Genomic DNA, 17,218 nt, shown 5'->3' with positions numbered 1-17,218 from the left:
CACCGATCACACACTTTGTTCACGTTCACCCGCACGCGTCGGGGGCAGGTGGTGTGCGTACGGCGCCCCGTGAGATCTTGTCGGGCGTCCCCGCGCGCGGTGCGAGGGACGGCGTCCAGCGTCGGCGCACACCCCTGGAAGGGGCCCATGGCATCGACACAGAGCGAGCGACCGCACCGCCGGCAGGCGTGGGTGGCGAGGGGGGCGCTGGCCGCCGCGGCGGCCGCGGCGCTGCTGCCCCTCGTCTACGGCGGCCTGGGCGGCCTCCTGCTCCTGGCGGTCGGACTGGCCGGGCTCGCCCTCACGGCCGCCGCCCTCTGGTGGACGCTCTCCCGGCGCGGGGTGGTCCGCGCGGCCGCGGCCCTGCTGGCGGTCGTCACGCCCGTCGCCGTGGTCGCGCTGTTCGTCGCGCTGCGGCTGGTGTGGGTGATCGCGCTGTCCGTGGCCCTGTGGTGCGTGGCCGTGTGGGCGGGCCGGTACGCCCTGCGGAGCACGGGCCTGCGCCCCACCCGTATGAAGGAGCACCGGACGCCACCGCCGACGCGGCCCTTCCTGATCCTCAACCCGCGTTCCGGCGGCGGGAAGGTCGAGAAGTTCTCCCTCCGGGAGAAGGCGGAGAGCCTCGGCGCGCGCGTGGTCCTGCTCGACCCGGAGCGGGAACAGGACGTCACCGAGCTGGCCAGGTCGGCGGTGGCCGAGGGCGCGGACCTGCTCGGGGTCGCGGGCGGCGACGGCACCCAGGCCCTGGTCGCCGCCGTGGCCGTGGAACACGGTCTGCCGTTCCTCGTCATCTCGGCCGGTACCCGCAACCACTTCGCCATGGACCTCGGCCTCGACCGCGACGACCCGGCGACCTGCCTGGACGCGCTCACCGACGGCGTGGAGCTCCATGTCGACCTGGGCTTCGCCGCCGACCGTCCCTTCGTGAACAACGCCTCCTTCGGCGTCTACGGGGCCGTCGTGCAGAGTCCGGGCTACCGTGACGACAAGGTCGGCACCGCACTGGAGGTGCTGCCCGACCTGCTCTCCCGTCAGCGGGGTCCGCGGCTGACCGTCCGGGCCGGCGGCGTCGCGCTCGCCGACCCGCAGGCCGTGCTGGTGAGCAACAACGCCTACCGCACCGGCGATCCGTTCGGGTTCGGCCGCCGGGAGCGGCTGAACGCCGGACGGCTCGGGGTGCTCGCCGTCCGTGTCGACAGCGCCGTGGAGGCGGCCGAACTCCTGCTGGACCCGAACCGGGCCGGGCTGTCGGCGCTGACCGCCCACGAGGTGGTCGTCGAGTCCGACACGCCGGACCTGGAGGTCGGACTCGACGGTGAGGCACTGCTGCTGCCCGCGCCGGTCCGCTGCCGCATCGAGCGCCGCGCGCTGCGGGTCCGCGTCCCGCGTACACGCCCCGGTGTCCCCGACCCGCCGCCCCGGCTCGACTGGCGGCGGCTGCGCAAGCTCGCCGCCGCCGTGAGCCGGACGGCGGTGCCCGGACGGCCGGCCCGCGACGTGCCGCCCGTCCCGGACGGGGGCCGGGTGGCGCGGTGAACCGCGCGGGCCGTCGCCGCCGAGCGGGCGGCGGGCCGGCTCAGTCCCGGAGGGCGGCGTCCCGGTCGTCGCGGGTGGGCGAGTCGGGCGCGGTACGGGCCGCCGCGGCCGTCCTTCGCGGGCCGCGGGACGGCCGCTCGCGGAGCAGCAGCTTTCGCGCCGGGCGTTCCACGGCCTCGTACAGGACCCACGACAGCCCCAGTGACACCGCGAACACGGCGGCGGTGGCGGCCAGTCCCCCGGCCACACCGAAGCGCGGGGTGACGCCGATCAGGCTCCGGGCGGTGCGCAGCACCAGCAGGTGGACCATGTAGAAGGCGAACGAGAGCTCACCGAGCCGCACCAGCCACCGCCGCCGCCACAGTGACGGCAGGCCGCGCAGATCGGCGCAGGCCGCCGCCGGGATGAGCAGGGCGAAACCGATCAGGGTGCAGCCGGTGGCCGGGTATCCGGCGGTGACCTGGGGTACGAAAAAGTAGCCGACGACCGCGACGGCGAGCGAGGCCTCCAGGCCAGGTCCCCGCCACCGGCCCAGGAGCACCAGCCGGGCCACGGCGGCGCCCAGGACGAACTCGGGCAGCCGGGCCAGGGGCAGGGAGTACAGCTGCCGGCCCAGCTCGGTGTGGACGTCGCAGCGGGCCAGGAACAGCACGGACAGGACGGAAGCGGCGGCCAGGGCCGCCGACGCGCGAGGGCCCAGGCGGCGCAGGACGAACGCCAGCGGCGGGAACAGCGCGTAGAAGAAGGCCTCGCAGGCCAGCGACCAGCTGACCGGGTCGAGGGTCTGCCACCAGGGGTACCACCAGGAGTGCACGAGCAGCAGGTCGGCCAGGCCCTGGCGGAGGGTGGGTGTCGCCAGGACGCCGAGGGTCTGGGCGAGGAGCAGCGCGAGCGCGGCGGTGACCAGGTGCACGGGATACACGCGGGCCACCCGCCGTCTCCAGAAGGCGAGGGCGCGGTCGGCGGGACGGGCGGACCACATCAGTACGAAGCCGGACAGGATGAAGAAGAAGGACACCCCGCTGCCACCGGGCCCGAACGCCCACGTCATGATGCGGCCGCCGGTGCCGCCGAAGTATTTGGCGTTGCCCACGTGCAGTCCGAAGACGAGCAGCGCGGCCATCCAGCGCAGGCCCGTGAGGGACGGCAGCGCGGGCGGCGGACCGGGGGGAGGGGCGGCGGAGGCGGTGTGCGCGGACGTCCGGGCCGTGCCGGCCGCGGTTGTCCTGTTCTCACCTGTCACGGGGTGTCTGGTGCCGAGCATGAAAGGCAACCTTGCCGATCACGCGGCCTTCATCCGGTTCCGGCGCGAAACATCACACGGACGCCGACGCGTACGGGCGGTCATGCCTCCGTCCGCCGGTGCGAGCGGCCCTGCCGGACGGGCGGCATTTCAGGTGCCGCGATGAGCCCCGGTGCCTCGGATCTCCCGCCGCGCCCGGGCGGAGCGGGCGCCCATCCGGGTGATCTGTCGCCCGGCCCGGCGGTGCGGGAATCCAGGGAATACCGGCCCGCGAGCGTCATCGGTGATTCCTCGCGATCCGTTCGGAGTGGCAACCCGACGACGGACGGTCGAGACTGAAGCCACGGATTCGTGATCAGCATCAGCGCACGGCCTCGTGGCTTCGAATGGCTCGGTCGGGCCGTTCTTCGGCGTGCGAGGACACCGGACCGGTCGGCTGCGGCCATCGGTCATCGCACATGTCCTCCAGGGGGACAAATGGTAGATCAGTCTTCCGAGGTATTCATATCCGGATTCAATGAATCGGCCGTCGTCGGACGCAGTGGAACCGACTCGATGGCGAAAGACACCGAAGAGAGACTCGCGGAGGTACTGGCGGACGTCGTCCGCGTGGAAAGCGTTTCGGTCGACAGTAACTTCTTCGACGACCTCGGAGCCAACTCCCTGGTCATGGCGCAGTTCTGTGCGCGGGTCCGGAAGCAGCCGGATCTGCCGCCCGCGTCGATGAAGGACATCTATCGGCATCCCACGATCAGACGTCTGGCGGCCGCGCTCGCGGATTTCGAGCCCACTCCCCTCGACATGGCGCTCACGACGCCGCTGCCGATGGCGGATCAGGTGCCGGAGCCGGTGACGAGACCTTCCCGAGCCCCGCACTACGTGCTCTGCGGAATCATTCAGCTCCTTATTTTCTTGAGTTATTCCCTTGTTGCCGGATTCACCACCGCCAGAGGCTACGAATGGGTCGCCGACGGTACGGGCGTGCTCGACATCTATCTGCGCTCACTGGTGTTCGGCGGCGCCGGGTTCGTCTTCCTGTGCGTGTTCCCGATCGTGGGCAAGTGGATTCTCGTGGGCCGCTGGAAGCCGACGGAATTCCCCGTCTGGGGACTGTCGTACCTTCGGTTCTGGCTCGTCAAGGTACTGCTCCACGCCAATCCGATGGTGCTTTTCGTCGGAAATCCGTTGTACGTGCTGTACCTGCGGGCGCTCGGCGCGCGGATCGGCAAGGGGGTCACGATCCTCTCCCGCTCCATGCCGGTCTGCACCGATCTGCTCACGATCGGCGCCGGCACGATGGTCCGCAAGGACGCGTTCCTGCTCTGCTACCGGGCGCACGCCGGACGGATCCAGACCGGCCGGGTCACGCTCGGCCGGGACGTCTTCGTCGGCGAGAAGACCGTGCTCGACATCGACACCTCGATGGGCGACGGAGCACAGCTCGGCCACGCCTCCGCCCTGTACCGCGGCCAGGCGATACCGGCCGGCGAGCACCGGCACGGATCCCCGGCGGAACCCACGCAGATCGACTACGTGAGGGTCGGACCCGTGAAGTGCGGCACCCTGCGCCGGGCCTGGTACGGCCTCGCCACTCTGCTCCAGCTGCTGTTCCTGTACATACCGGCGACCGTCGGCGGAATGTACATGCTGTTCGTCGGGGTCCCGGCGCTCGGTGACCGGCTGGACTCCGACTCGCCCACCAGTTCGTGGCAGGACTTCCTGCTCGACTCGGTGCTGCTGTCCCTCGCCCTGTTCGTCGGCTTCGTCGTCCTCGGCATGGCCGTCCTGTTCACCGTTCCGCGGATCATGTGTCTCGCCGTCAAGCCCGACAAGACCTATCCGCTCTACGGCTTCCACTACACGGTGCACCGCGCGGCGGCCACCATGACGAACATCAAGTTCTTCGCCTGGCTCTTCGGCGACAGTTCCTACATCGTCCACTATCTGAAAGCCCTCGGATACGACCTGCAACACGTCGAGCAGACCGGGTCCAACTTCGGCTCCGAGGTGCAGCACGAGACCCCGTATCAGGTGCGCGTCGGCACCGGGACGATGATCGCGGACGGGCTCTCCATCATCAACGCGGACTACTCGAACACGTCGTTCCGGGTGTCCCGGGTGTCGATCGGGGCGCGGAACTTCCTCGGCAACAACATCGCCTATCCCGTCGGCGGCAGGACAGGGGAGAACTGCCTGCTCGCGACGAAGGTCATGGTCCCGCTCGACGGACCCGTCCGGGAAGGCGTGGGGCTGCTCGGCTCACCCTGCTTCGAGATTCCTCGCACGGTGGAGCGCGACGTCCAGTTCGACCACCTCAGGACCGGCCAGGAACTGCGCCGCAACCTCGGCGCGAAGAACCGCTACAACCTCCGCTCGATGGCGCTCTTCCTGTTCCTGCGCTGGCTGCACACCTTCGCGCTCACGGCCTTCGCGCTCGCCTCCGCCAGCCTGTACGGCGTACTCGGGCATGTCGTGATCGCGGGCTATCTGGCCATCACGCTGGCGTTCACCACCCTCTACTTCGTCCTGGTGGAACGCTGCATCACCCGGTTCGGCCCGCTGCGGCCGCGCCTGTGCTCCATCTACGACCCGTACTTCTGGTGGCACGAGCGCCTCTGGAAGGTGCCGGACCACTACCTGAACGTCTTCAACGGGACCCCCTTCAAGAACGTGGTCTGGCGGATGCTCGGCGTGCGGATCGGCCGCAGGGTCTTCGACGACGGCTGCTATCTGACGGAGCGGACGCTCGCCACCATCGGGGACGACTGCACGCTCGCCGCCGGGAGCAAGATCCAGTGCCACTCGCAGGAGGACGGCACCTTCAAGTCCGACTACACCACGGTCGGGGCCGGCAGCACCCTCGGTGTCAGCTCCCATGTGCACTACGGCGTGACGATGGGTGACGGCGCGGTCCTGGCGCCCGACTCGTTCCTGATGAAGGGCGAGGAGGTCCCCCCGAACGCGCGCTGGGGAGGAAACCCCGCCGTGGAGATGTCCGATGCCCGCGAGCGGCGCCAAGTCGTCGGCTCGGTCACGGGGACAGGGAGACGTTCGGTCAATGACGACGCGACTACGGCGAGTTGAGGAAGGCCAACCCATGGGAGCGCACAGGGAGGCGGACCGGCGGTACTGGGGCCGGATACTGGCCGCCGGTGGATCCACCGCGGTGCCGCGGTGGGTGCGAGAGCCGGTCACGGGAGTCGCCGAACACGCGACGGCGGTACCGGACGACGTGAGGGACGCGGTACGGGAACTGGCCCGGGCCTGGCAGGTGCCGGTGAGCTCGGTACTGCTGGCCGCGCACGCCAAGGTCCTCGCCGTGCTGTCGGGTGAGCAGGACGTGGTGACGGGCTATGCGGCGGGGACGGGCGATGGCCCGCTGCCGTGCCGGCTGACCGTCACCCCCGGGTCCTGGCGCGAACTCGCGCTGCACGCCCACCGCGTGGAGACCGAACTGCTGGCGCACCGGGACTTCCCCGTCGCCGAGCTGCGCAGGGAACTGGGGACGACGGGACCGTCGTACGAGATCGTGCTCGACCCGACGGACGCCGAGGACGGCCTCGCCGAGGACACGGTACTCGGTGTGGGCTGGCGCGACCGGGACACGGGACCGGAGCTGCGGCTGCGCTACCGCACCGAGGCGCTGGACGCCGGGTCCGCGGCCCGGATCGGTGGCTACCACCTCACCGCGCTGCGGCTGCTGGCGGCCGACGCGGACGCCGAGCACACCCGGCAGAGCCTGCTCGCGGACGAGGAGGTGCGGCACCAGCTCGACGGGCTGGCCGGCCCCAGCCGCGCCCTGCCGCAGGCCCGGATGCACGAGCTGTTCGAGCAGCGGGCGCACGCGCATCCGGACGCGGTGGCCGCCGTGCACGGCGACCTCCGGTGGACGTACCGGGAACTCAACGCCCGCGCGAACCGGCTGGCGCGGGCCCTGCTGGCGCGGGGACTCGGCCGGGAAGACGTGGTCGCGGTGGTCACCGAACGCCATCTCGACTGGCTGGCATCGGTGTTGGCGGTGTTCAAGGCCGGTGGCGTGTATCTGCCGATCGAGCCGCACTTCCCCGCGGGACGCATCGCGGCGACCCTGTCGCGCGCCGGATGCCGGATCGTGCTGACCGAGTCCGGCAGCACCGGCACGCTCGACGAGGCCCTCGGCACCCTCTCCGGCGTCGAGCGGCTGCCGATCGGGACGGCGTACACGGAACAGGACGACGACACCGACGTCCACGTGCCGGTCTCCGCCGACCAGTTGGCCTACATCTACTTCACCTCCGGCTCCACCGGCGAGCCGAAGGGAGCGATGTGCGAGCACGCGGGCATGCTCAACCACCTCTACGCCAAGATCGACGACCTGGGGATCGACGAGGGCCGGGTGGTGGCGCAGACCGCCCCCCAGTGCTTCGACATCTCGCTGTGGCAGCTGGTGGCCGCGCTCCTGGTGGGCGGACGGACCGTCCTGGTCGCGCAGGACGTCGTGGTGGACGTGGAGCGCTTCGTCGACACCCTCGTCCGTGACCGGGTGGCGGTGGCGCAGGTCGTGCCCTCCTACCTGGAGGTGGTGGCCTCCTACCTGGAGCGGCACCCCCGCGAACTGCCGGACCTGGCCTGTGTGTCGGTCACCGGCGAGGCGCTGAAGCGGGAACTGGTCCAGCGCTGGTTCACGATCCAGCCCGGGATCAAGCTCGTCAACGCGTACGGACTGACCGAGACCTCGGACGACACGAACCACGAGGTCATGGAAGAGGTGCCGGAACGCGTGCTGTTGGGGCGTCCCGTCAACAACGTGCGCGTCCACGTCGTCGACGAGGACCTGTCGCTGGTGCCGCTGGGCGCCCCCGGACTGATCGCGTTCTCCGGCGTCTGCGTGGGCCGCGGCTACGTCAACGACCCCGAACGCACCCGCGAGGCCTACCGCGACGATCCCTTCCGGCCCGGCGAACGGCTCTACCTGGGAGGCGACTGGGGTCGCTGGCACCCCGACGGCAAGCTGGAGTTCCTCGGCCGCCGGGACAACCAGGTCAAGATCCGTGGCTTCCGCATCGAGATCGGCGAGGTCGAGAACACCCTGCTGCGCGTGCCCGAAGTGCGGGACGGCGCGGTAGTGGTCGCCGAGTCGGCCGGCGGCAGCACGCACCTCATCGCCTTCTACAGCGGCCGCCGCCAGTCGGCGGACGTGCTGCGCGAGGCGCTGGGCGCCGTACTGCCCGCCTACATGGTCCCCTCCGCGTTCCACTGGCAGGAGAACCTCCCGCTGACCGCCAACGGGAAGATCGACAAGAAGGCCCTGACCGCGCTGGCCCAGCGGGCCGCCCCGGCCGCGGACGGCGCCACCGGGGAGCGTCGCGACGCCCCGCACACCCCGACCGAACGGAAACTGGCGGGCGCGTGGGCCGAGTTGCTGGGCGTTCCCGAGCCCCACATCGGCCGCAACGACCACTTCTTCGACTCCGGCGGCACCTCGCTGACGGCCGTGAAACTCACCCTCGCCCTCGACCGCGCGGTGTCCCTCAAAGACATCACCCGCCACCCGGTGCTCGCCGACCTCGCCGCGCTCCTCGACGGCGCGGCCCAGGAGCACCCGGGACTGCTCCAGCCTCTGACGGAGTCCGCCGGTACCCCGGAGTACGCCCTCGTGTGCTTCCCCTACGCGGGCGGCAACGCGGTCAACTTCCAGCCGATGGCCGGCGCCCTCGCGGGCAGCGGCCCCGCGGTCTACGCCGTCGATCTGCCCGGCCACGACCTGGCCGCCCGGCAGGAGCCCTTCGCCACGATGGCGCGGGTGGTGGAACAGGTCGTCGCCGAGATCACCGCGCGCGGCCTGACCAGGGTCATGCTCTGGGGTCACTCCTCGGGCGCCGCACCCGCCCTGGAGACGGCGCGAAGACTCCAGGACCGCGGGGTGGACGTCACGCGGGTGTTCCTGGGCGCCCAGCTGCCGGGCACCGCCGCCGACCGGCGCGCGGCCGTCACCGAACTGACGGCCCGCAGCAACGCCGAGATCGCCGCACGGCTGAGCGCCGACGGCGGCTACACCGAGCTCGACGAGCTGAACGCGCAGCACGCCGAGCACATCGGCGCCGCCTACCGCGACGACTGCGTGGCCGCGCACCGCTACTTCGCCGAGGCCCTGGAGAACCCGCCCACGGCGAGACTGTCCGCTCCGGTCACCGTCGTCGTGGCGGCCGACGACCCGCACACGGCGGACTTCACCGACCACTACCGCGAGTGGCAACTGCTGGCCGTACAGGTGGATCTGTACGAACTCGCCGACGGAGGCCACTACTTCCCGCGCACCCGACCGGCCGCCGCGGCCCAGGCGGTGCGCGACTCGGCCGAACCGACGGCCTCCCCCTGAGCCGCCCGAGCGGCAACCGAAAGGAACCCAGATGTCGTCCTCATCCCTGGCAGCCCTGCCCGAGGTGCAGCTGCGACCGGACACACCTCCGATCCTGCACGTCGACGCCCCCGCCGACGCGTCGCGGTGGGCGGCCCAGAACCGGGAGGCGCTGCGCGCCCGCGTCACCGAACACGGCGCGCTGCTCGTCCGGGGCCTGAAACTGCGGGACGCGGACCAGACCGCCGCCCTCTTCGCGGGCCTGGCCGGCGACCTGATGACGGAGCGGGAGGCCTTCGCCCCCCGGCAGTCCTACGGCTCCGGCGTGTACTCCTCCTCCACCTGGCCGACCAACCAGCCGATGTGCATGCACCACGAGCTGAGCTACCGGCTGGAGACCCCGGGCCTGATGCTGTTCGCCTGCCTGACCGCGCCCGGCCAGGGCGGAGCCACCGCGGTGGCCGACGCCGAACACGTGCTCCAGGCGCTGCCCACCGAGCTGAGCGAGCGCTTCGAGCGCGAGGGCTGGCTGCTCACCCGCAGCTACAACGACGAGATCGGGGCCTCCCTGGAGGAGTCGTTCGGCACCGACGACCACGACGCCGTCGAGCGCTACTGCCGTGCCCAGGGCATCGACTTCGCCTGGCAGCCCGACGGAGCGCTGCACACCCGGCAGCGCCGCAGCGCCGTGGTGCGCCACCCGCTCACCGGCAGGCGCTGCTGGTTCAACCAGATCGCCTTCCTCAACGAGTGGACGCTCGCTCCCGAGGTCCGCGAGTACCTCGTGGACGTCTACGGCGCGGACGGACTGCCGTTCAACACCCGCTACGGCGACGGCTCGCCGATCGGCGAGGACGTCGTCCGGGTCATCAACGCCACCTACGACGAGCACACCCGGCGCGAGCCCTGGCAGTCCGGCGACCTGATGCTCGTCGACAACGTACGCAGCGCACACAGCCGAGAGGCCTACACCGGCGAGCGCGAGGTGCTGGTCGGCATGGCCGAGCCCCAGCGGCTGACGGACTCCTGCCCGACCCCGGAGGCGAGCCAGCGATGACCACCCTGCCCTCCGCCACCACCCGGCCCACCACGCCCCGTTCCGCCCCGGTGCCCACCTTCGCGGTGATCTCCGGCGCACAGGTTCAGCAGGCCCTCGACGGCCGCGAACGACAAATCGTGGATCTCGTCGAGGCCACCTACCGGCTGCACGGCGCCGGGGACTCGGTCAACCCGCCGTCGTACTTCCTGCGCTTCCCCGACCGCCCCACCGCCCGGATCATCGCGCTGCCTGCCTCCATCGGCGGACCGCAGCGGGTGGACGGCCTGAAGTGGATCTCCAGCTTCCCGGCCAACGTGAACGCCGGGCTGCCCCGGGCCTCCGCGGTCCTGGTCCTCAACGACCACGACACCGGATATCCCTTCGCCTGCCTGGAGAGCTCCGTCATCAGCGCGACCAGGACCGCGGCGTCCGCCGCCCTGGCCGCCGACCGGCTCAGCCGGGACCGGCCCCGTCCGACTCGTATCGGGTTCGTCGGTACCGGCCTGATCGCCCGCTACATCCACACCTTCCTGGCCCGCACCGGCTGGACGTTCGACGCCGTGGGTGTGCACGACCTGTCCGCGGACAGCACCGCGGGCTTCTGCGGCTACCTCCGGCAGGACGGCGCCGCCGGCCCCGCCATCGAGGTCACGGTGCACGACAGCCCCGAGAAGCTGATCCGCGCCAGCGACCTGGTCGTCTTCGCGACCGTCGCCGGCTCCCCGCACGTCACCGACCCGGCCTGGTTCGCGCACAACCCGCTGGTCCTGCACGTGTCCCTGCGCGACCTCGCCCCCGAGATCCTGCTCGCCTCGGCCAACGTGGTCGACGACGTCGAACACTGCCTGAAGGCCGACACCTCACCCCACCTGGCCGAACAGCTCACCGGCAGCCGTGACTTCCTGGACGGCACGCTGGACGACGTCATGGCCGGACGGGTGACCCTGCCGACCGACCGGCCAGTGATCTTCTCGCCCTTCGGGCTCGGCGTTCTCGACCTCGCCGTCGGCAAGTTCGTCTACGACGAAGTGGCCCGGACGGGAGATCTCCGTCTGATCGACGACTTCTTCCACGACCTGCGCCGGTACGGCTGAAGCCACTTACCTCAGCTCTGCCAACTGGAGGCCCACCGTGCCCGTCATTTCCGCCCCCTACGCCTTCAACGAAAGCGGGCTCTACGTCGACCTTCAGTCGATCTTCGGCCACGCTCTGTACCTGAAGTGCGAGGGCTTCAACTTCGCGGGCTCGATCAAGCTGAAGGCCGCGAACGAGATGGTGAGGCTTGCCGAGCGTGACGGACTCCTGACGCCGGACTCGATTCTGGTCGAGTCCTCGTCCGGGAACCTGGGCGTGGCGCTCAGCATGATCGCCGCGAGCAAGGGATACCGGTTCCTCTGTGTCACGGACTCCCGCTGCAACCTGTCGACCAGACTGCTGATGGAGGCACTGGGCAGCGAGGTGCACGTGGTCTCGGAGGTCGACCCCAAGGCCGGCGCCCTCGGCGCGCGCATCGACTACGTCCGTGAGCTGTGCGCGTCCGACGAGCGGTACGTGTGGCTCAGCCAGTACACCAATCCAGGGAACTGGCAGGCCCACTACCAGACGACGGGGCCGGAGATCGCGGGCCACTTCCCACGCCTCGACGTGCTCTTCGTCGGGGCGGGCACCACCGGGACCCTGATGGGCTGCGCCCGCTACTTCCGCGAGCGCCGCCCATCGGTGCGGATCGTCGCCGTGGACGTCGTGGGCTCGGTGGCCTTCGGCGGCGAGCCCGGCCGCCGGATGATCCCCGGTCTGGGCATGAGCATGCGGCCGCCGCTGCTCGACGAGTCCTACGTGGACGAGGTCGTCAGGGTCGAGGAGGCGGACACCATCCGCACCTGTCACCGGCTGGCCAGACGCGGGTACCTGTTCGGCGGTTCCACCGGGACGGTGGTCAGCGGCGCCGTGGACTGGCTGAACCGGCACGACACCCCCGGCATCACCGCGGTGGGTATCGCCCCCGACCTCGGCGAGCGGTACCTCGACACCATGTACCAGACCAACTGGCTACGGGACCTGTACGGCGAACACATATTGGATTCCGAGCAGCAGACGACCGTCGGATCCCACGGCCCCAGCCCGCACCACGGGCGCACGCCCGACCTCGAGAGCCGTGGTCACCACTCCTCCGACAGACCTTAGGAACCCCGCCGCGGCGACACCGTGGCGGCCGTGTGCCGCCCTCAGCCGCCCGCACGGGACAGTACGTCGGTGACCTGCCGGCGGACCGCTTCCCTCGCCGTGGAGTCCAGACCGCCGAGAGCCGTACGCCCCAGGGTCCGCACGACCTGGTCGGCGTCGGCGTCGGCCGAGGCGCTCTCGGTGAGCACGTCGTACCCGTCGCGCACGGCGACCCGAAGGAGATGTCCTCCCTCGGCGTCGGCGTGCACGGCGGTGGCGACGACGAGGGGCGGCGGTCCGCCCGCTTCGCCGGACATCTTGAGATAGCCGCTGGCCACCGGCTCGCGCCAGTGGAGACTGAGCAGGAGGTGACGCTTCGCCACCACCTCGGCCAGATCGGTCTCGTAGGGCTGGTCCGGCTCCAGCACAGTGGCCCGTGCGTCGAGGACGAGCGCGGCGGGCAGCAGACAACGCAGCGTGCTGCCCACGAGGTTGCCGCCGACCGTCGCGGTCCGGCGGACGGCTCCGGTGCCCACCGTGGCGGCGGCCCGGCGCAGCACCTCCGGCACACGGTCGTCGATCTGGTGCAGCAGCACGGCGGCGCCGAGCACCTCGCGCCCCACGGCGTTGGCCTCGGGCACGTCGCGCAGGGACATCGCCTGTGCGGGGAAGCCGTCCCGCTGCCAGGTGGCCCAGACGAGGGTCGCCCCGCCTATCGGCACGGCCCCTTCGGCCATGCACTCCTGAGCCTCGGACACGGACGTGGGCAGACGCAACAGCACGGTGGCCGACCTGCCTTCCTGGGACGTCGGGGGACGGGCGCGGAACCCAGCCTCATGATCACTTGCCTTGCGCATCCTGCCCCGGCACACGGGGGCGCATACAAGCCCCACACTTTCGCCTCGGGCGCCCGCCGTCCATGGGGTGCGCAACGGGGTGTACGACTCCGCCGTCCTCCACACCATCCATGTCCCCGCGCGGCACGCGGGCCGCACCCGTGTCGCGTGAGCCGGGGTCACCGCTCAGGCGCGGGTGCGGGCCTCGCGGGCCCAGTCCTCGATGACGGGTACGCAGGTCTCGGCGAAGCGCTCGTAGTCGGCGGGGGTGTTGTAGACGTGGGCCGACAGACGGAGGTAGCCGATGCCGTCGAAGCTGGTGAAGGCGGCTTCCGCGGCCAGCTCGACGGTGGCGCGGTCGCGCAGCGCGTCCGCCGCGAGGCGGGTGGCGCCGAGTCCCTCGGGGAGCCGGACCAGGCGCATGCCCGGCACGGGCATACCGACGTCCACGCTCTCCACCGGGCTCGTGAACGCGTCGCCGATCACGCGGGCCCCGTAGTCGGCCAGCTCGTCCATGTACCGGCGGGCGGTCTCCCAGCCCCACGTGCTTGCGACGAAGTCCAGTGCCGTCGGCGCCGCCAGGGGACCGGTGGCGTCGATGGTGCCCTGCTGGTCGAAGCGGTGGGGGAAGGGTTCCGCCGCGCTCCAGGAGTCGATCAGCGGGTGGAGGTGTTCGCGCAGCGGCCCGCGGGCCACGAGAGCCGCCGTGCCGCGCGGTGCGCAGCCCCACTTGTGGAGGTTGCCGACCCAGGCGTCGCAGACCAGCCCCTCCAGCGGGGCGGGGAGGATGCCGGGGGCGTGCGCGCCGTCCACGAGCAGGGTGACGCCGCGCCGGGCGAGCTCGGCCCCGATCCGCTCCACCGGCAGTCCGCGGGCGGTGGCCGAGGTGATCTGGTCCAGCACCACGAGCGCGCACCGGTCGTCGACCTCGTCCATGACGGCCCGGTAGGCCCGGTCGGCGTCGGCCGCCAGCGGCACCCGGGCCGTACGCACCCGGCCGCCCCAGCGCCGGGCGAGGCGTTCGGCGCCCATGGTGACGGCGCCGTAGCCGTGGTCGGTGACCACGACGTCCCCGCCGGGGTGAGCGGACAGGGCCGCGTACACGACGCTGGCACCCGCGCTGGCGTTCGGCACCAGCGCCAGGTCCGCGGAGTCGACCCGCAGGTACGCGGCGATCTCGGCGCGGGTGGCGGCGAGCCGCTCGGGCAGCTGCGGGAACCAGACGACCGGGGCGCGCTCCATCTCGGCCCGCAGTTCGTTCTGCCGGTGCTGCGCGACCAGCGGGACGGCACCGAACGACCCGTGGTTGAGGTGGAGCATGCCGGGGTCCAGCGACCAGGCCGCGACGGCGGGCCGGCCGTCGCCCAGTGGCAGCGGGCGGGGCGCGGTGACGACCTCGGTCTCGCTCACGTGACTCCTCGTTCCTCGTAGCCCCTCGGGCCTGTGTGACGGCGGCCGGATCCAGCCGCCGCCCGGCGGCGCGGGATCATCGGATCGAGCACACGATACAGAGCACGGTCCGGGGCCCCGCCGCACGGTCTCGTCGCCGCCGGGACGGATCACGGGAGCCCCCGGCGGCGCGGCCGGATCCCGGACGGGGCCGCCCGGAGAGGGCCCTCGCGAGCCCTCCCGCTGGGCGCGCGTGATCGGGCCGGAGCTGGTTTGCTGGGGGGCGGGGGTCGCCGATTTCCGATCCCGGAGAGATGCACATGAGTAGCTATCGAGTCGCGCAGGTGGCCGCCGTCGGCGGGCCGTTCGAGATCGTCGAGCGCGAGGTGCAGCAACCCGGCCCACGCCATGTACGGATCGCGGTGGACGCCTGCGGGATCTGCCACAGCGACGCCTTCTTCGTGAACGCCGGCTTGCCCGGACTGCGTTTCCCGCTGGTTCCCGGACACGAGATCGCGGGGCGTGTCGAGGCGCTGGGCGAGGGCGCGCAGGACTACGGCTGGCAGGTGGGCGACCGGGTGACGGTCGGCTGGTTCGGGGGCAGTTGCGGCCACTGCAAGCCCTGCCGGCAGGGCGACTTCGTCGTGTGCGTGAATCTCAAGGTCCCCGGGGCCGCGTATGACGGGGGCTACGCCGAGCAGGTGATCGCGCCGGTCGACGCCCTGGCCCGGATCCCGGACGCCCTGACGGCCAGTGACGCGGGCCCCATGGCCTGCGCGGGCGTGACCGTGTTCAACGGACTGCGGCGCAGCGCCGCCGAGCCGGGCGACCTGGTCGCCGTCCTCGGTATCGGTGGCCTCGGTCACCTTGGGGTGCAGTACGCGGTCGCCATGGGCTTCGAGACGGTGGCGATCGCCCGCGGTCCGGGCAAGGCCGACCTGGCCAAGCGGCTCGGCGCCCATCACTACGTCGACAGCACGGCGGACACCACCGTCGCGGACGCCCTCGGGTCACTCGGCGGCGCCAAGGTCGTCCTCGCCACCGCCGGCAGCTCCGCCGCCATCGCGGCCACCGTGGAGGGGCTGTCGCCGCGCGGCGAACTGGTCGTCATCGGCGCGGACACCGAACCACTGGGGATCAACCCGCTCCAGCTGCTCCTGCCCGGGAAGGTCGTCCGCGGCCACCCGTCCGGCACCGCGCGGGACGTGCAGGACACCATGGAGTTCAGCGCGCTGCACGGGATCCGGCCGACGGTCGAGACGGCGCCGCTGAGCGAGGCCGACGCGGCGTATCAGAAGATGCTGTCCGGCGGCGCCCGCTTCCGGATGGTGCTCACCACCCGCTGACCGGCGCCCCCGCACGTCGCCGCGCCGACCCGCGCCTCCACCAAGGCCCGCCGACCCGCGCCCGCCGCACACAGCTGCATGTCCGTCCGACCCGCGCCCGCCACGTCGTTTCGACGGCGGGCGCTCGTACGCCCGGTCCAGCCGGCCCGCGTCCGGACGCCGTCCCCCGCACACCGTCGGCGAGGCGGCGTCTACGCGGGGCGTTCCCGGGGGGTGTGCGGGCTCTGTACCGCGAGCGCCGCGATGTCGTCGTCGAGTCGTCCGCCGCTGTGCTGGAGCAGCGCCCTGTGCAGCCGGTCGAGCAGTTCGCGCGGCGGTTCCGGCTCCTGCTGCCGCATCCACTCCGGCAGCGGGAAGAACCGTCCGCAGCGGTCCCGGGTCTCGGTCACGCCGTCGGTGTACAGCAACAGCTGGTCGCCCGGGGCGAAGGGGACGGTGTCGACGTAGTAGTGGGCCCCGATGAGCGTCGCGAGGTTGAGCGGCGGCGAGGGGAGGCTGGGATCCAGGACGCGGACCGTCCTGTGGTGCACGAGCAGGGGCGGGGGGTGCCCGCAGTTGAGGATCCTGATGTGGCCCCCGCCGGGCGGGACCTCGGCGATGAGCGCGGTGGCGAACCGCTCGGCCAGGTCCTGGGTGTGGAACGCGGCGATGTGGCGGGTGATGCTGCTCTCCAGCCGATGGGCGATGCCCCTGAGGTCGGGCTCCTCGTAGGCGGCCTCCCGGAAGCAGCTGACCACGGCCGAGGCCGCCCCCACCGCGGACAGTCCCTTGCCGCGTACGTCGCCGATGAGCAGGCGGACGCCGTACGGGGTGTTGGCCGCCTCGTAGAAGTCGCCGCCGATCTGTGCCTCCGCCTGGGCGGCCAGATACAGGGACGTGATCTCGATGCCCTCGATCCGGCGGGGCAGCGGGCGCAGCAGCACCTTCTGGGCCACGTCGGCGACGAGCCGGATCTGGAAGAGCGTCTCCTCCCGCTGGAGCCGGACGTGACTCGCGTACGCGGCCGCCAGGGTGACCGCGGCGATCGCGGCCAGCGTGTAGGGCGTCCCGAGGTCGCTGTAGACGAGGCTCAGGCCGACCATCACGAGCAGGCAGCACACCCCCAGCAGGATCGTCGGGATCACGGGCCACATCGCGGCGGCGAGGGCCGGCGCGGCCGGCAGCAGGCGGCTGAAGGCGAACTGCCGGGGCGTGGAGAACGCCAGGCCCGCGATGAGGAGGGTGAGGATCACCGGCGCCAGCTGTGCGGTGACCCGCCCGCCGCCGTGGGGAGGGCGGCGGCGGCGCCGTAGTCGCCCGGCTGGAATCATAGAGTAAGAATATCGGGAC

11 protein-coding genes are annotated in these 17,218 nt (G+C 71.8%); 7 read left to right on the top strand and 4 right to left on the bottom strand.

All coding sequences use genetic code 11. The features are described 5' to 3' along the window. Positions 1 to 147 precede the first annotated feature (147 nt). Positions 148 to 1,536: a diacylglycerol/lipid kinase family protein gene (locus tag ACWCQK_RS11560; protein ID WP_451154445.1), complete on the top strand. Its 1,389-nt coding sequence runs from the start codon at positions 148 to 150 to the stop codon at positions 1,534 to 1,536. 40 nt (positions 1,537 to 1,576) lie between these two features. Here ACWCQK_RS11560 and ACWCQK_RS11555 read toward each other — a convergent pair whose 3' ends face one another. Then, the gene (locus ACWCQK_RS11555) at positions 1,577 to 2,800 is read right to left on the bottom strand and encodes an acyltransferase family protein (RefSeq protein ID WP_451154443.1); all 1,224 of its coding nucleotides are present in this window, start codon (positions 2,798 to 2,800) and stop codon (positions 1,577 to 1,579) included. A 456-nt stretch (positions 2,801 to 3,256) separates the two neighbouring features. Here ACWCQK_RS11555 and ACWCQK_RS11550 point away from each other — a divergent pair, with 456 nt between their 5' ends. Genes ACWCQK_RS11550 through sbnA form a run of 5 tightly spaced genes read left to right on the top strand, consistent with a single transcriptional unit; the run spans position 3,257 to position 12,339 of the window. Continuing rightward, complete coding sequence (locus ACWCQK_RS11550; RefSeq protein WP_451154441.1) at positions 3,257 to 5,863, top strand: Pls/PosA family non-ribosomal peptide synthetase; 2,607 nt, start codon at positions 3,257 to 3,259, stop codon at positions 5,861 to 5,863. A 13-nt stretch (positions 5,864 to 5,876) separates the two neighbouring features. Further along, a complete protein-coding gene (locus ACWCQK_RS11545; protein ID WP_451154439.1) occupies positions 5,877 to 9,137 on the top strand; it encodes a non-ribosomal peptide synthetase in 3,261 nt (1,086 codons plus the stop codon). 31 nt (positions 9,138 to 9,168) lie between these two features. Then, entirely contained in the window at positions 9,169 to 10,173 is a 1,005-nt protein-coding gene (locus tag ACWCQK_RS11540; RefSeq protein WP_451154437.1) for a TauD/TfdA family dioxygenase, read from the top strand. Next, positions 10,170 to 11,249 (top strand): 2,3-diaminopropionate biosynthesis protein SbnB, encoded by a 1,080-nt coding sequence (sbnB, locus tag ACWCQK_RS11535; protein ID WP_451154435.1) that lies wholly within the window; start codon positions 10,170 to 10,172, stop codon positions 11,247 to 11,249. The genes ACWCQK_RS11540 and sbnB overlap by 4 nt, the downstream gene beginning before the upstream one ends. Before the next feature lie 37 nt (positions 11,250 to 11,286). Further along, positions 11,287 to 12,339 (top strand): 2,3-diaminopropionate biosynthesis protein SbnA, encoded by a 1,053-nt coding sequence (gene sbnA, locus ACWCQK_RS11530; protein ID WP_451154433.1) that lies wholly within the window; start codon positions 11,287 to 11,289, stop codon positions 12,337 to 12,339. A 41-nt stretch (positions 12,340 to 12,380) separates the two neighbouring features. Here sbnA and ACWCQK_RS11525 read toward each other — a convergent pair whose 3' ends face one another. Continuing rightward, on the bottom strand, positions 12,381 to 13,100 hold the full coding sequence (locus ACWCQK_RS11525) for an FAD binding domain-containing protein (protein ID WP_451154431.1): 720 nt from the start codon (positions 13,098 to 13,100) through the stop codon (positions 12,381 to 12,383). A 240-nt stretch (positions 13,101 to 13,340) separates the two neighbouring features. After that, positions 13,341 to 14,564, bottom strand: a complete 1,224-nt coding sequence (locus tag ACWCQK_RS11520; protein ID WP_451154429.1) for an aminotransferase class V-fold PLP-dependent enzyme — start codon at positions 14,562 to 14,564, stop codon at positions 13,341 to 13,343. A 299-nt stretch (positions 14,565 to 14,863) separates the two neighbouring features. On the opposite strand from ACWCQK_RS11520, the gene ACWCQK_RS11515 reads away from it, so the two are divergent. Continuing rightward, entirely contained in the window at positions 14,864 to 15,889 is a 1,026-nt protein-coding gene (locus tag ACWCQK_RS11515; RefSeq protein ID WP_451154427.1) for an alcohol dehydrogenase, read from the top strand. Positions 15,890 to 16,080: 191 nt separating this feature from the next. On the opposite strand, the gene ACWCQK_RS11510 is transcribed toward ACWCQK_RS11515, so the two are convergent. Beyond that, positions 16,081 to 17,199, bottom strand: coding sequence for a PP2C family protein-serine/threonine phosphatase (locus tag ACWCQK_RS11510; RefSeq protein WP_451154425.1), 1,119 nt, complete (start codon positions 17,197 to 17,199; stop codon positions 16,081 to 16,083). Positions 17,200 to 17,218: the final 19 nt, after the last annotated feature.

It is taken from the genome of Streptomyces sp. NPDC002306 (genome assembly GCF_053593435.1).
This window is presented reverse-complemented; position numbering and strand designations above follow the sequence as displayed.

Excerpts from the sequence above, each read along its gene's own strand:
- ACWCQK_RS11560 (WP_451154445.1), top strand. The coding sequence starts at position 148 with ATGGCATCGACACAGAGCGAGCGACCGCACCGCCGGCAGGCGTGGGTG.
- ACWCQK_RS11555 (WP_451154443.1), bottom strand. The coding sequence starts at position 2,800 with ATGCTCGGCACCAGACACCCCGTGACAGGTGAGAACAGGACAACCGCG.
- ACWCQK_RS11550 (WP_451154441.1), top strand. The coding sequence starts at position 3,257 with ATGGTAGATCAGTCTTCCGAGGTATTCATATCCGGATTCAATGAATCG.
- ACWCQK_RS11545 (WP_451154439.1), top strand. The coding sequence starts at position 5,877 with ATGGGAGCGCACAGGGAGGCGGACCGGCGGTACTGGGGCCGGATACTG.
- ACWCQK_RS11540 (WP_451154437.1), top strand. The coding sequence starts at position 9,169 with ATGTCGTCCTCATCCCTGGCAGCCCTGCCCGAGGTGCAGCTGCGACCG.
- sbnB (WP_451154435.1), top strand. The coding sequence starts at position 10,170 with ATGACCACCCTGCCCTCCGCCACCACCCGGCCCACCACGCCCCGTTCC.
- ACWCQK_RS11515 (WP_451154427.1), top strand. The coding sequence starts at position 14,864 with ATGAGTAGCTATCGAGTCGCGCAGGTGGCCGCCGTCGGCGGGCCGTTC.
- ACWCQK_RS11510 (WP_451154425.1), bottom strand. The coding sequence starts at position 17,199 with ATGATTCCAGCCGGGCGACTACGGCGCCGCCGCCGCCCTCCCCACGGC.